The organism is Elusimicrobiota bacterium, assembly GCA_041658405.1.
Lineage (GTDB): Bacteria > Elusimicrobiota > UBA5214 > JBBAAG01 > JBBAAG01 > JBBAAG01.
The window spans coordinates 1-17,955 of record JBBAAG010000025.1 but is presented as its reverse complement, the minus strand read 5'-3'; the positions used below and the strand labels follow the sequence as shown (position 1 = coordinate 17,955).

Below are 17,955 nucleotides of genomic sequence, written 5' to 3'. Positions count from 1 at the left end.
TATAAAACCTATTATTTTACAACCACAACTTTCTTGCGGACCACAACTTTATCACTTGCATCCGTGCTGCTGCTAACCGTTACCACTGCAATATACACACCAGCAGAAACTTTCACACCGCCGGTATTCACGCAGGCCCATTGATAAACATACTTATTCCCGCTGGTGGAAATAAACCCGTCATCAATAGCAAAAACCTTTTCCCCTGCGATGTCATAGATTTCAAGTTTATCCTTGCGGTTAGTGTTCCCGCTGATAAACGAAATGCTTGCCATACCGTTATTGCACGGGTTAGGATAAATATGCACGGTATCTGATTTGACATCAATCGCAAACTCCAAGGTTAATACATTACTCCCGCCTTCCACAACTTTGACCTGCTGAGTTTCGTTATAACTCACACCGTTATACGCGCGGAGATTATACTTCCCGGGTAAGAGGTTCGGGATAACAAACGAACCATCACGGTCATCCACGGGTACTGTTACGACAAGCTTACCGCTGCGATAGAGTTCCACATACCCCACACCGTTATTCGGGACAAACAACGCGGTACGCACCGCCGGAATTGCGTAGTTTATACTATTCTTCCCGAACTTCGAAGCTGCCCGCGCTTGTGCCTGTACCCAAACTGTATCATTAACCTTATACCCCGCAAGCTGCCCGGTAATCGTTCCAAGCTGGTACTGTATCCCCAATGTGAAATCTATATTCTCATTCCCGCTGATAAGTTCACGGTATACAACCGACGCAGTCTCGCCTGCCCAGTAGGTTACTATTATCATATACGTAGTTCCCGGAGTTAACCCGTTAAGGATATACGTCCCGTCGGTATACGTCCCGACAGTGCGTTTGACTATATTATCAATCTTTGCTTCAACAATTATACCGGTCAACGGGGTACCATCCGCCTGGGTAACCTTCCCGCTGATCGTATCAGGTGATACCCGCGGATACGTACTCCCGGCGTTTACCAGCACGCTTTCGTTTCCTTCACCATCAACCGTTGCTACTTTATAATAATACGTCACTCCATTAACTAATCCAGTATCCAACAACGTGGGTAGGTCGGTCCACTGGACAAATGTAACACTCTCCGCATCAACGCTGCTGCGATAGACTCTATACCCAGCTACGCCGTTACCTTTATCCACTGACCAGTTGATGTACACCGCATGGTCGTCCGGTGTAACCGCAACATCTTTCGGGTTAAGTATAACCCGTACATCATCGAATACCGCGCGGGTATTCTCTGTGAATAAACCCACAAACCCCTGGGCATACGCTGTATTACTACTTGCCGAGAACACATACGCATAGTTTATCCCGTCGGTAGAAACATACGCGGTTTTTACCGCACCGTCACAACTTACCTTCAACCATACCCAGCTGCTGGGGTTAATTGTATAATAGTACGTTGACGCGAGCTCAACGTTTTTCATGGTCAGCAATACAAGTTTTGCTGTAACGCTGTCCATACTAATAACATACTTATACCCGTTCTCCGGATCTGCCATCCTGAACGCCAACCCTGCGGTTGTACCTTCTTCAATCCTAACTTTCGCCTGATAACTAATATTTGTATAGCTTTTATTAGCTATAAAACTCAAACCCGTTACTGAAGTAACGAGATGCGCGTAATTACCATTAACCGCATCAACAGACCAGTATCCTTCCTGAGGCTGCCATAACGTGTTAGACCGGTCAATATCCGAGAACTTATCGGATAAACACCCGCCGGCTATAACGTCCTTGATATACCCCACAACTCCGGAAGACATACTGCTGATATGATCAGTATAGTCGTACGCGTAGACGTTGTAGTAATACGACGCGCCGTATTCAAGTTGAGTATCAATATACGCGTTTTGAGTACCATCAACCGATGTTAAGATCGCGCTATCCCTACCCGTAGAATCCCCGCGGTAAACTCTATACTCTTTGATATCCGGTTCAGTATTCGGTTTCCAGGAGAGATAGAATTTTTTCCCCTGTAACGACGATATCCTGAGATTAACCGGCGCAGCGGGAACAACATCCTGTGCCGCGCAATTAACTATATTGGATATTAATCCCGTATTCCCAAGTTCATCCGCGGTAAAGATTGCAAAGAAGTACGTTACCGACGGTATTAACCCGGTTACTTTGTATTCCAGTAGTATCCCAGCCGGTACGTTCATTGTTGATACAACAATATCCGCGGTGGTATACACAAATTCTCCGGGAATACTTATAGTTGAATATTCTATATAATACTTTGCCCCGGCCTTTAACTCACCCTGGTTACCGTCATCACCAACTGATGTCCAGGTTAGTATGACATTACCATCCAGTGCGTTCGGTACAGCAGATAATGTCGTTACCGCCGCGGGTGATATCGTATCAAACAACGGTACCGCTGCTGTTGATACACCGGAAGAATAGTTGTTCACATTGTCATACGAGTACAGGGTGTAATACTGTGTCACCCCAGAGAATAGAGGTTGATGCACAAACTCACCTTGTGTTGAGGAACTCGTGTGTATAAGCGCTGACGCCACGCCTTGTGTTGTTATATACCCAACCGTACTTGCATAAACAGAGGTGTACACAAAATCTTTATCCCCCGGATTTGTCCAGGTTAATGTTACTTTACTATCACCCGCTAAAACTGAGGTTAGGATAACATTACTAGTCGGCGTGATATCTTGTTGTGACACCGCAGATGTTTGTATACCTGACATCAAGCCGGTATCGAGGCCTGAAACATTTCCTTTATCATCGACAGATGCGATACCGAAGTAGTACACCGTATTGTTCTCAAGCCCGGTAATTGTCACGGCTTCCGTTATCCCGGGTTGCATCGGTGCTGCTGATATAACAACTTGTGTAGAATTTGTTAGTGTCCACCAGATATTACCGTTGTTTCCCACTGTTGCCTTGCTCAATGTGTTGTATCTAATCACATAAGAAATAACTCTTCCTCCAACCGTTCCGTCTTCCGTAGGAGATGTCCACATAAGGCTTATCATTCCATCCGTCGTACCGGTCAATGCTGAGATAACTCCCACCTCCGTAGGCGGGGTTACATCGTGCTGCGCATAGGTTGACGCTATGTTTGATGCTGCACCGTAATTATTGTTTTCATCTATCGTCCATAAAACGAAGTGGTACGTTGTATCCGGTATTAATCCTGTGAACACGTATGACTGTGAAGAATTAACCGCAACATTTTTCGCGGTAATACTGGTATTCCCTACCTTCAACGCGTTCCACGTGGTGGAATAATCCGTACTTACCTGTATTACGAACGTTCCGGTATCAAGATTGTTTGTATACCCGTCATCACCCGGTGCGGTCCAGTATAATACTATTTTCCCTTCAGTACTTCCCGGTAATGCGGTGATACCCGCTGCCGCTGGGGCGGTAGTATCCTGTGCTTTAATAGTGATAAACGTAACTGGTGCTGAGTATTGTGTCGATACGGACTGCCCGTTCTCCGCTTTTACTCTAACGTAATACGTTGTGTTTTCAATCAACCCGGTAACTGTTATTGACGATAATTGTGTAGACAAACTATTTACGTTTGTTGAGAACGCAATATTTGTCGAGAGTTCAACTTTATACCCTGTATTAATCGGGTTACTATTTGTGTTCCAGTTAATACCTACACTGGCAACATTAACTTCGTAGGCGTTGAGGCTAGACGGCGTATTTGCAAACGTATACATCGCTGTACCAGTCCCTATCGCCACGGTTTCACCTAAAGTGTTATAAGCATACACGTACCGTATATACATTGTATTAACAGATAACCCTGTCTCCGGCCACGACGTTGTGTTTGCCGGTAATGATGTAACAACATTACCGATTGTATCCTTCACACGATACCCGGTTTCGTTAGTTGCATTATCTGCCCAGTTCCAATTAATAGAATCCGGTGCGGTAGCTGTTCCGTTAAAGGATGTTGGCACCGCCGGTGTTCCTGTCGGTAATGTGCGGGTAGAAACTGTAGTGTCATACCCGCTGTCGATACTATCACCGTTCCGCGAATATACACGGAAATAATATGTCGTATCCGCTGATATACTATTAACAAATATGTTTGTCGAGGTAGTCGTGCTGGTGTTCACACTGTCAAACCCCGGTGTTTGTGAAACGTCAATCCTATATTCTGTAGTTCCGGGATTACCATTCGCTGACCATGACAGCAACACCTGTGACGACGTAACATTTGCGATCGTTGTACCGGTTGGGACATAGGTTAATGTATACGCACTGGAAGTTGAGGATGCATTTGAACCGCTTACATTGTACGCTTCAACATACCGTGTTACTTGCGTATTAACCTCAAGCCCGGTTTCTGTCCAGGTAAGAGTGTCGGCAGGTAGAGTCATAAGAACTCCGCCGGTGGAAGACTTCACGCGATACCCGGTTTCGTTTGTAACACCCGCCCATCCCCAGGTAAGGCTTGTCTGTGTGCGGGATGTCGCCATAATAAATGCCGGTGCTGACGGTGCACCCGGATTCGTTGTGGTTGACACCGTAGAACTATATCCTGTATCAACACTATCTCCGTTTCTTGCATATACGCGGAGATAATATGTTGTTAACGCGGTTAATCCGGAATTAATATCCAACGATAAGCCGGTTTGCCCGGCGCTTGTAAATACACCACTAACAAAACTTGGATCATTAGAACAATTAACGTAGTACATTGTTCCCGACGGGTTACTATTGGATGTCCACTGAACATTAATTGATCCTGAAGATACGTTAAGGACTGTTAACCCAGCCGGTATGCTTGCTTGCGTATAAACCGTTGTTGATATTGACGTGTTATAACCATATGTGTTATACGCTCTGACATACACAGTAGTTGAAGTGTTTACCCCAAGCCCTGGGATATCTTGTTGTGTAGCGCTAACCGTTGCTAATTCACTGTTATCCGCTGTACTGTATACTTTATACCCGAACGCATTTGATACACTTGTCCATGTAATTCTTACGATACTATTATCTACCGCTGCCACCGATAATATCACCGGTGCATTTGGTTTATCCGCATCCGTGCGCGTGCTCACTGACGTATCGTATCCGCTGTTTATACCCTCATTGTTCTGCGATAAGACTCTTAAGTAGTACGTCGTCAGCGGTGTGATCCCGCTTGTTATGCTCAACATTGTATTACTTGTATACGCTTCTGTACTGGTGGTTACAAAGCCTGCGTCCGTGCCCCAGTTAACGTAATACTTAGTCCCTGCGGGGTTACTGTTTGCCGTCCACGTTACATTGATTGAACCCGAGCTTACTTGTACTGTTGTACTCGCGGGAACATTCGATAGCGTATACTTCGATACCGTTGCGCTTGCACTGCTGCCGCTGGCATTATAACTTTCCACGTATACGCTGGTGCTTGTGTTTATCCCGATGCCCGTAAGGTCAGCCGTTATTACGTCCGCTCCTAATGTTGCTAATACGTTATTATCCGCTGCGCTCTTTATACGGTATCCCTGTTCATTCGCTGCGTTCGTCCAGGTTACTCTTACGCTTGTCGGAGTTAATGCGCCCATGCTAACGGGATCCGCGCTTGAGGGTTTCCCGGGGGTCGTTGTCGTGCTTACCACGCTGTCATACCCGCAGAAGATACTGTCGCCGTTGCGCGACTGTACTCTCACGTAGTACGGTGTCAGTGCTGAAAGGCCGGTGAATGAATAACTCGAGACCGATACCCACCCGCTGTTGCTTACATTAGCTGTGATCCCGCTGTCTGTCGCAAGTTCTGCTTTGTATTCCGTTGCCGCAGGGTTACTGCTGGTGCCCCAGCTTATGTCTACGGTCTCTGAACTTACATTCTTTACGTACGTACCCGTCGGCTGGTTCGCGTAGGTGTAGGCATTCTTGCTTACACACGATGTACTCCCTGTGATGTTATACGCTTCTACATACACGCTCGTTGAGACATTTATTCCTATACCTGTCTGTACGTAATATGTTGTGTCTGCTGCTAAGCTCGATAGGACATTGTTATCCGCTGCGCTTCTGACTTTGTATCCATCTTCCTGCGTGCTTACGCTGTTTACATCCGCCCAGGTCCAGTTAATACTGTTGTTGCTTACTGCCGTACCGGTTAATGTTACTGCGCTGGGTACCCCGGGCATTGTTGTTGTGCTTACCGTAGAATCATACGCTGTGATTACGCCCTGTGTATTGTACGCCACTACCTTATAATAGTATACCGTTGCAGGGGATAATGCTGTGTCTGTATAACTCAATGCCGTATAGCCGTCACTGAACTGTTTAAGCGTTGTTGAGCTCGCGAAGTTGTCCATTGACCGCGCTATGCCGTAGACTGTCCCTGCGGGGTTACTGTTGGCGGACCATGATACCACTGCTGTGTTTGACGTGCAGGTTACCATCGCGCTGCTGGTAGGAGCTGATGCGTGGGTATATCCTGTCACCGCACTTACTGCGCTTGCACCGTAACTGTTATAACTCTCGACATATACATTTGTCGAGGTGTTCACTCCCAAGCCTGTTACGTCGTATTGTACCGTACCGGCTGATACTGTTCCTATTACCGCATTGGTTTCATTACTCTTTACCTTATACCCGAATGTGTTTGCCACACCTGTCCATGTGTATCTCACACTCGCGGTGTCTATCGTCTGTGCTGTTAAGGCACTTACTGCAGCGGGTTTATCCGCATCCGTCATTGTACTCTTTATAGTGTCATATCCTGTATATTTATTGTCGTTGTTACGGGCTAATACTCTTATATAGTAACTCGTAAGCGGCGTGATCCCTGTTATTAAATTCTGTGTTGTATTGTTCGTGTACGCCTCCGTACTCGTCGTCACCATCGTCTCGTCCGTACCCCAGTTTACATAATACTTCGTGCTCGCAGGGTTTTCGTTTGCGGACCATGTTACTACTACTGACCCGGATGTTACCTGCACTGCAGTGTTAGACGGTTTATTCGCTAAAGTAAATACAAAAGCATTCCCGCTGCTAGTGGTCCCTGCATCATTATATGCTGACACATAAACGTTGGTACTAATATTCGCGCTAAGATTTTCCTGAATATAATACGTTGTATTCACCGGTAATTCTTTTAATATCACATTATCATAGTACGACTTCACGCGGTACCCGGTTTCATTATTAGCATTATCTTTCCATGACCAGTTAATTGAATACGTAGAAACCGCAACCCCTGTGAATTCCGACGGTGCTGAAGGAGGTATTTCACCATCTACTGTAGTAGTTGTGACAACGCTGTCATACGCAGTGATAACGTTATCATTGTTATACGCACAAACTTTAAACCAATACTGTGTCAACGGCGCAAGGTTTTTTACCTGATACGACGTGCTTGTATACCCTGAAGTACTATCAAGCAATGACGCGGAGTTTGACCCAAAATTGTCGTTTGAAACCAATAACCCGTACTTCGTCCCCGCGGGGTTACCGTTAGCTTCCCACGTAAGTTCTGTAGTATCCGAACTTGTTGCCACAAAATATGTACCCGTTGGCTGCTTCGCTGAACTATACGCGCCATTCGTTAATGATGATACGCCGATAGGGTTATACGCTTCTACGGATACTGAAGTACTGGTATTAACCCCGAGCCCGGTCTGCTTCCACCAGGTAGTATTCCCCGCGAGTTCTGCCATAACATTACCGTTGGTATCCTTGATACGGTAATACTTTTCATCATTCGATGTATCCGCCCAACCCCAGGTGATCGACGAGGTATACACTTCATTCGCTATTAACGCACCTGGTACTGTTGGGGTGGACCAGAAGACTACATTGTTAGGATCGTACTCATACGCCGGCCCGGGCTTATCCCCCGCTGCGTTTTTCACTAACACATACCCCGGCCATACGAGGTTCGCAACTGAAACGTTTGTCGTTACACTCGCATCAAAACTGAGGTTGTTAAACACATACTGTGTTGTCCCGGAATGAACAACATTAACACCGATACCATCAACTGCTGCGCTTACAAACTGTACGTTGTCAAATGCCTTGACATACGCGCTATCGTTCAGCTGTACACCATCTTTCCCAAGATGTTTAATGACCAAACCGTTAACGTTTACCGTCCCGCCGTTTACTATAAACGAATAATTCCCGCTGCCAAATGAGTCAATAGTATCAAGTACGGAATTAGATTTTATTACCCCGCCGGGTTTCACTTCTAACTTATCCTGTAGTTTTACAACACCGCCGGCTGTATCTGTGAAGTCGAGCACACCGCTATCCTGTATACTAACCTGCCCTAATGCTGTGAATGTCCCGCTACGGATATCGAACGAGCCATAAATTTCGCTGTTATTATTCACAATCAGCCCGCTGTTAAACCCGCTACCATAAAGTGATACCGTTGCGCCGGGTTCTACTATAAACACATTAGCTGTATAATTATCACGTAAACTTGCGGTACTCTTTAACCTCAATACATTAAACGTCCCGGAACTAGGAGACACCTGCCCGTAAACCGTTACCGTAGAACCGGTAGTTACAAACGGGAATGCGGCAGCGTTCTCTAAATCCAATGAACCTTTAATTGTTATATTGCGGTTACTGATATCCAAAGTCCCGCCGTAGTTGGTTAATGACCCATCGAATACGGTATCCCGCGCAAAGGTTGTGGTATACCCTGCTGCGGTCTTATTTACATACAGATGATCTATTGTATTATCATCCCGCATATCTATAACCGTATTCTTACTCCCACCAATATAAACCGTCGCCCAGTTGCCGTGGTTCAATACTCCGGGTGATGTTACTGTTATATTGCCGTTAACAGTAAACCAAACCGACCAAAAATTAAATACACCTGTTTTTATAGTCAAATTATTCAGTATAGTTTGGGCAGAATTAATTGTTACCGTACTCCCGTTAACTTTATTTATCTCGAGGTCATACACGTTATGTAACGCACTGGACACTATCGACTGCGCGTTGGTACCGTCAATAACCCATTTACTATTCACCGCATTATCGTCGAGGAACATATAATCACGGTTTGCATTCCCGCGGAAGTATACAGTAGAATTCGATGTCTGGAGTTCACCCGCACCGCCTAGGCCGGAGATATTACCCATTAAGAACAAATTACCATTGATAAATATTGTTGCGTTATTGAACGAGGTAATATTACTCCCCACGCTATGCACGGTAAGGCTGTAGAACGTTGTTTCCTGTAACAACTCATTCGCTTGTGATACGCTGCCATTTATGAAACATACCGTACTGGTCTTAGCATCAAATTTCCCGGTGTAATACTTCATTGCACCTTTTATCACTATACTGCTTGCATTGACCACAAAATTACTGCCCGTCTGACCGGATAGGGTTAAGTTTTTGTTGACCACGAGATGGCTCGTAACATCAATAACTTCGTTATAACTACCTATGACATTGAAACTACCTATCTCGATAGAATACGGCAAGTCCCAGGTACACGCTTTTGTCGGATTCAAAGATCCTATGATAACATTATCCCCGGAACTCGGTAGTACGTCGTATGTCCAGTTTTGCGGGTTTGACGCTAAATTATCCGCACCGCCGCCGTCCCATTCGTGGACATTGATATTTACATTTACTGCTCTCGTAGATGACCATTGACTAAAATTATTCGCATTATCTTTCACACGAAGACGCCAATAATAGACATTTTCTCCTAAAACCAAATTAGCTTGCGATATAACTGGAGAAGAACTAAAATTAATGGTATTGAAATAGATATCCGTAGAAACCTGTAATTCATAGTATGATATTCCTGTTTCTGAATCAATCGAATCATCCCAATTGAAAGACACAACAGCCTGATTTGTGGTAGCCGAATTTAAAGGACTTTCCATAATTGGTGTACTAGGCGAAGTGACATCTCCCATAGAAAAACGTACAACACGACTATCATTATTTGAACTTCCTACTACATATAGATAAGGAAATACTCCTATTGAACACCCTGAAACGCCATCGGAATATCCAGAATTATAAGTTGCAGAAGAAAATACTTGAGATAGGGAAGAGTTATATTTAATAGCAAAATAATCATAATTAGCGTGCCCAACTGTAAATACATTTCCTTTTTCATCTACATCTATTGATGATCCACCATCAACATTTCCACTATCATAAGTAGTTGAAGAAACCAATGTTAGATTGTTGCTATATTTAATAGTGAAGAAATTATTACTACTCGTACCTATTACATACACGTTCCCGGAATCATCTGTATCAGCATCTCCCATCGTATAATCATCAATCCCACTGTTATAAACAACTGATGATTTAAATACTAGATTAGCGTCGTATTTCACTGTTAAGCAATCCCAATTAGCACCATTATATGAATTACCTGTAACAAATACGTTTTCATTATTATCTATTGCCATACCATACGCAGCATCATTGGCTATGTAATGGAAATTAGACGAAGATTTAAATACTAGATTAGCGTCATACTTTACTGTAACATAGTTGTGATTAGCAGATTGTAAAGTATATCCTGTAACATACAAGTTGTTATTATTAGACACCTGCAAATCTAGAATTTCACTACCTTGAACAAAAACTGTTGAAGATATAAAAACTAAGACCGGACTATATTTAAGTACTAGGAAGTCTCCATTTTCCCCAGCATTAATAGACCCTCCAATATAAATATTTCCTTGCTGGTCTCTTGCAATATTTCCAGCATAATCACTTTGTCCACCATTAAAACTTGTGGATGCAACCACTACTCCATCAGAGTCGTACTTTATTGTCATAATATCCGTACCAGTAATACCTCTTGAAGAATTTATAACAACATATACAAATGGTCCACCTATGGCAGTTGTATCTATAACAACTCCATATCCATTATCAATTGACCCTGCATCAAACACAACACCACCTGGCTGAGAAAAACTGCCAGTAAATCCTGCTCCAATTCGTATCCAAACCGTTGCGCCATTAGAAAGCGGCGACCAGTTTGATACTTCATCTGCTGTCCATATACGGAAATAATATGTAGCACTCTTAGTCAACAATCCAGCAATTGTTGTATTTACCAATGTTCCAGGATTAACATTTGACGTTGATAATTCAACCTGCGCATTAGTTGTTGACCAATTAATATTCTGCCAGTTTGTCCAAGTAGAATACTGTATTATATATCTCGAGCCAACAGGTAACATGTTAGAGTTGTTATCGTCACCTGATGCAGTCCATGTTAACCGTGCAACAGCTTCTTCAGTAGATGTTGCTGATAGGTTTAGTGTTGCCGCGGGCGCGATGTTATCTATTGTCAGTGTTGATAACATTACGTCATATTTTGATGCAATACCGTCTCCATTAAAAGCGTTTATTTTATACCAACATGTAGTTCCCGGAGTTATTGCGCTGATATCATCAACATACATTATATTTGTATAATTAGTTCCAAAATCTACTACGGTAGTTGTACTGATAAAATTGTCGGTAGACCGGATGACTCCAAAGCGTGTATTTGATGGGTTATAGTTAGCACCCCATCCGATAGATATTTGATAACTAGTCACGCTCAACACATAACTACCGGTAGTCGGGTTAGCAAGCGTATATGTAGTCGTAGCCGACGATGTTGCTACTCCACCAGCATTAACTGCCGCGACGTACATTTGGTACGATGTGTTGGGTGTAAGGTTGATTGTTGTATATGATCCTGTCTCACCGATACTTGCTACTGGACTAATAGTATTTGTGTCCGCTATCAAACTGTACGACGTTGACGTGCACGAATAAATCCTGAACCCAAGCTCGTTTGAAGCATTGTCCGTCCAACTCCATGTGATAGACGATATGCCGATATCGCTCATGTTTGCTCTAAATGCTGTGGGGACCTGTAATTTACCTTTGGTATTTCCTCCCATTGGAACAGAAATAACAGGGGTTGGTAAATTAGCAATTCTTAAATCACTAGATGAGTAACTGTTGTACGAAATATTTAGTATTCCATTTGCGTCTATTAAAATAGAAGCACCCCAACCCACATTATCTAGGGAATCAATAGTTTGTGTACTCCACGCTACACCGTCCCATTTTGCATATTTTAAATCATACTGCGATCCCATGTATACCATATGAATATTACTGTTGCCATCCAACACAATAGACGGATACCACCCCGAATCATTTACGCTTTGTATATTCCACGAACTACTTTTTGTTGCGTGTTTAAATGTCGTCATAGTGGAATCTAGATAAACAATATGTGGTTTGTTTTCACTATCTACCACCATTGTATTCCACCATCCAACATTTCCAACAGATTCAACAGTTTCCAAGTCCCAAGTTGTGCCATTCCATCTTGCATAACGCAAATCAGAATTGTCCACCCCACTACTTTGATCGCGATATGAAATACATGGATTTCCATAAGAATCCAGTGCTATAGATGTGTTATAACCCGTATCTGTAGCAGAATCAACTGTTTGAGTGCTCCAGCAAATCCCATTGAATTTTGCATAAGCTAATTTTCCGTTTGAATAATATGAAATATGAACGTTATTTAAATTATCAAGAATTATACTTGTATAATATCCAATGTTTGAGCCAGAATGTATTGTTGTTGTACTCCATTTAGAACCATCCCATTCTGCATATTTCAAGCCACCGCTGTCATTATTTGTATATGAAATATGAGGTTTACTCATATTATCAAGCGCTATTGAATTATACTGGCCAACATCACCTTCTGAATCAATAGAAACAGGAGTCCCCCATGTTGTTCCCGTCTTTTTAATATACTTAAGTCCTGTACTACTCAAATCGTAATAAGAAAGATGAATATTTCCATACATATCTATTGTCATTGAGGTCGGTGAACCAACTTCTGTATTGCTTCCATCAATAATTTCATATGCAAACGGCGAATTGTACGCTGTCGAGGTTTGTGATAACGGTGAATAATTTCCCGCTTCGTCTTTTGCCCATACTTTGAAATAATACGTTTCGTTATACGCCGGACTGATGTTCGTAGACACTGCTACACCGGGTGCAACGCCTGACGTCGATATTGTTACCTGCGCGGAGTTTACGTTCCACATCAACGTAGCAATGTCGCCTGACGAATACTGTATTTTGTATTCGCTGCCATTTGCTAAAGTGTTGTTAGACCCGTCATCACCCGGGGTGATCCACGAAAGAGTTATAGTATTCACTACCCCGCTTTGCCAGCCAACTATACCGGTAACAACTCCCGGTACAGTCATATCGTTGTACGTAAACGTACTACCTACAACCGCGGATTCTTCATTACCTGCACCGTCCACTGCGTGTGTCAACACCCAGTACGACGCGCCTAATATCAAATCGTTTGTTGTAATCGCGTTGAATGACCACTCATTTTTCCCCGTTGCGGTATTAAACGTAATATTTGATTGGTTAAACGCCCCACCGCCGCTCCAGTACATCATAGTTTTATTATTCCGCACCGCTATTTTTATCGATGAAAGTTTCATCGTATCCGCTGCGGTACCGTTTATCGACGATAATGTGTCAATCACAGCACCGTTTACTGGCGATGTTACCGCCGAAGTTGGGGCTGATATGTCATAAACAAACGAAGATTTGATGATATCCCAACCCGTAGAGTTCGGCAATTGGTCCGTTGCGTTTACCGTTATATAATAAGTATTCCCGTCATTAAGGTTCGCGAATAACGCACCTGCATAACTCCAGTACGTTGACCCTGAGGACAACGTTGTCATTGTTGCAACCGCCACGCCCCATGTACCATCCTGATCACGCCAGTATAACCCATCAGCTAACCGTTTTATCTGTAAATGCACACTGCTTATACTGCTGATAGTTTCACTGACTGTTCCATAGATAGCGGTTATCGTTGATACCTGCGCATACGCCGCCGGGCTTTGGATAGTAACCGTTGGCGCAGAAATATCGTAGGTAAACGTTTTTGTGGAATACGTTGTAGAATAATTCCCGGATGCATCCTTCGCACGCATGTCCGTGACATACGCCACTCCGTCGGTCCATATGGAACTTAATCCGGTCAACTTATAAGTTCCTTCAACGTCAGTAGCGATATTCCATGAACTCGTGACAACGTTGAACCCGGTACCGTCAAAATAATAATTATCACTCTGTCTCCGTATCCTGAATTCAGCTTGAACTACAGTATTACCTTCGGGATCACTCACCGTGCCATTAACTTCATCTACATAATTGTAATAAGCATTATAAGGATACCCCATGGTTACCACCGGGCCGGCAATATCGAACTTAAACGTAACCGATGATATGCCGGTAGTGAATACTGTTTGAGCGTTCCCCGCGGTGTCTAACGCTTTAGACACTATGGTATAAAATTTTCCATTTTCCCAAGCAGGTACTGACGTAAACGACCAATTTCCCAGCCCACCTGAAACACCGGCGAACGTTTCATCAGTAACCCAATTACTTGTATCACGATTCCAATAATATCCGTCCAACGCGCGGCGAACACTTACCTGCACAGTGCTTATCAAAACATCATCGCTGCCTGTCCCGTTGATTGTTGTTAAGGACGCTACAAAACTGTTATGCACAACATTTGTTAGTGCGCTTACGGGCGCTGTGGTATCAATGTACAAAGTATAACTCGACGGTACACTGCTTTCGTTGTAATACGCATCAAACGCTTTTACGGTCCAATAATACGTATTCTGCTGTATCCCGCTGATAGTTGCGCTTGACACTGCAGTATCGTTGGAGTAGTGTATTACCTTGAACCCGCTGTCCGTAGAAAGCACGAGAGAATACAGCATAACCCCGCTGCCGCCCGTATCCGACGAGTCTGACCAGTCGAATACTACGGACTGGTTGTTGGTATAATAGGGATTCACAGGAGAAGTTAATGAAACCTGTGCCGGCGGAGTGTTATCCACCGTCCGGGTGTCTTTCTCAATACTGTACGCCGTGACAATACCATCTTCATTCTTCGCCTGTACACGGAAGTAGTAGGTTGTATATCCGTTGAGTCCGGCGATTATTGTCGAGGTAACGACTTCCCATGAAGTGAACGTTTCACCGGAGAACCCGCTGTTATCCGCGTAGGACACGCGGTACTTGGTAGTTGCTACCGCATTACCGTTGTTGTTCCACTGTAAGCTAGCAGTGGCGGACGATACGTAGTTAACCGTAAGGTTAGAAGGTACTGCTGCGTATGTCCACGCAACCGCCGCGGATGATGTCACTACCCCGCCATTATTCACCGCTGCGACGTACATCTGGTACGAGGTACTGGGCAACAGGTTCTGTATTGTATATGACGTTCCATCAACACCAATGTTATTAGTAGACGCTACCATAACATACGGCGATTGAGTAGTAGAATATATTCTGTAGCCCAGCTCGTTTGACGCGTTGTCCGTCCATCTCCACGTAACTGACGATACACCGATATCACCGGGGGTTGTCCTAAACGCAGTTGGCGCCTGGACTTTACCCCGTGCGTTTCCGCCCATAGGAGCGGATAACCCAGCGCCGGGCCATTTCGTATACTTCAAACTACCTTTTGTTAAGTCAGAATACACTATTTGCGGATTACCATTAACATCCACCGCTATCGACGTATTGATTCCGGTATTGCCGTTAGAATCAACTGTATGTGTTGACCACATTGTTCCGGTCCACCGCGCGTATTTAAGATCCTGCTGCCCATCATCGTAATAAGCAACCTGGGGATTACCTGTGCCGTCCATAGTAATAGACGTATAACTGCCAACTGACCCGCCAATATCTACTGTCTGTGTTGACCATACAACTCCGGTCCATTTCGCATATTTTACCGCTGCGGTTCCTGCACTATAATACGAAATTGCGGGATTTCCATTACCGTCTATTGCGATAGACGTTTCGGTTCCCACTGGACCTTCTGTATCCACTGACTGAATAGTCCATGACGCACCGTTCCACTTTGCGTATTTAAGGTCAAAATTTGTGGTATCACTATAAGCTATATGCGGGTTACCATTTCCGTCAACCGCAATAGCTAAGTCGTCACCAACCGTACCCACAGAATCTACTGTCTGTGTTGACCATGAAGTACCAGTCCATCTGGCATATTTAAGATCTTCGTTTGTTGTATCATGATACGCTATATGCGGATTATCGTTACCATCAATTGCAATAGATGTGTATTCCCCTACCGACCCATCAGAATCTACTGTTTGAACTGACCATGTACTGCCGGTCCACCGCGCATATTTTAAGTTTGCAGGTGCTCCGCCTTCCCAGTACGAAATATGTGCGTTACCGTTACCGTCCAAGGTAAGTGATGCATTTATTCCAACGTAACCAGGCGAATCTATCGTCTGGATTGCCCATGCACTGCCGGTCCAGCTGGCATACTTCAAGTCGTAAGTTCCGTTACTATAATACGCAATATGCGAATTTCCGTTTTTATCTATAACAGCTGACGCATAATTTCCTGAACCAATGCCGGTAACTTCAACTGTTTGAGTATTAAACGGTGAATTATGTACTGTCGCGTGTTCTGACAACACCGACCAGTTCCCCGCCTCGTCTTTTGCCCATACCTTGAAATAATACGTTTCGTTATACGCCGGACTGACATTAGTTGATACCATCACTCCCGGTGCAACTCCCGACGTTGAGATTGTCACCTGTGCAGAGTCCATGTTCCATGTAAGCGTAGCAATATCGCCCGAGGAATACTGTATTTTGTATTGACTGCTACTAGGCAATGTATTGATATAACCATCATCTCCAGGAGTTACCCATGAAAGCGTTATCGTATTTGCAACACCGCTCTGCCAGCCTGCTATCCCTGTCACTACTCCCGGTATAGTCATATCGTTGTACGTAAACGTACTACCGATAACTCCAGTTTCCCAGTTTCCGGTATTATCCAGCGTTTTCGCGTGTATCCAGTATGTATGAGCTTGAACAATATTGCTGCTTTTCACAGCGGAATATGTCCAATCATTCTTCCCAGCTGCATCGAAATACGCAATACTTCCCTGGTCAAACGAAGATACTCCGTCCCAGTACAGTCCCGTAGTAGTATCACGTACCGCAATTCTAACTAGGTTAACACCAAACATATCAAACGAAGTACCTGATATTGTATTCAGATTTTCTACTGTTGCTCCGTTTCCAGGGAACGTTACTACTGAAGTTGGTGATGATACATCATAGGTAACCGTAGTCATCAAAACACCCCATACGCTAGCATTCGCCAAATTGTCCGCAGCTGATACTGATATATAGTACGTAACTCCGTCTGACAAATTGTTGTACAAACTAACTCCGCTGGTATAACTCCAATACGACGCGCCGGAGGACAACGTTGCTGATGAAACAGTTTCTCCACCCCACGAAGTACCGGTCCAGTACTCTCCGCTACTCCTTCTGATTTTAAGATTTACGCTACTAACCCCGCTAGCGGTATCGCTTACCGTTCCGTAAATAGCGTTAAGCACTGAGAGCTGGGAGTTGGCAGCAGGAGACTGTATTGTTACCGTTGGAGCGGAAACGTCGTAGGTAACTGTTCTTGTCATATTACTCGCAGAATAATTCCCGGATAAATCCAGCCCGCGCATATCTATGACATACGTCACTCCGGTGGTCCATATAGAACTCAACCCTGTAATTTCAGCATAACTGCCGTTGGGGGTGCCGATATTCCATGAACTTGTCTCAACATTGAACCCGGTACCGTCAAAATAGTTGTTATCGCTATTACGTTTTATCCTGAACTCTGTTTGTGCGATACCATTTCCTTCTGCGTCCATTACGGTACCGGAAATTGCGGTGATAGAATTGTGGTACCCGTTGGATGGATACATAATTATTGGCTCAGGGCCGTTATTATCGAACTTAAACGTAACCGACGAAATACCGGTGGGGAATGATACCTGTATATTCCCTGCGGTATCCACTGCTTTTGATATCACATTATATGACGTA

At 44.1% G+C, this 17,955-nt stretch carries 1 protein-coding gene; it reads right to left on the bottom strand.

The window, feature by feature from the left end; genetic code table 11:
- Window positions 1–11 precede the first annotated feature (11 nt).
- Window positions 12–17,942: a fibronectin type III domain-containing protein gene (locus WC955_06060; protein MFA5858612.1), complete on the bottom strand. Its 17,931-nt coding sequence runs from the start codon at window positions 17,940–17,942 to the stop codon at window positions 12–14.
- Between the last annotated feature and the right edge of the window lie 13 nt (window positions 17,943–17,955).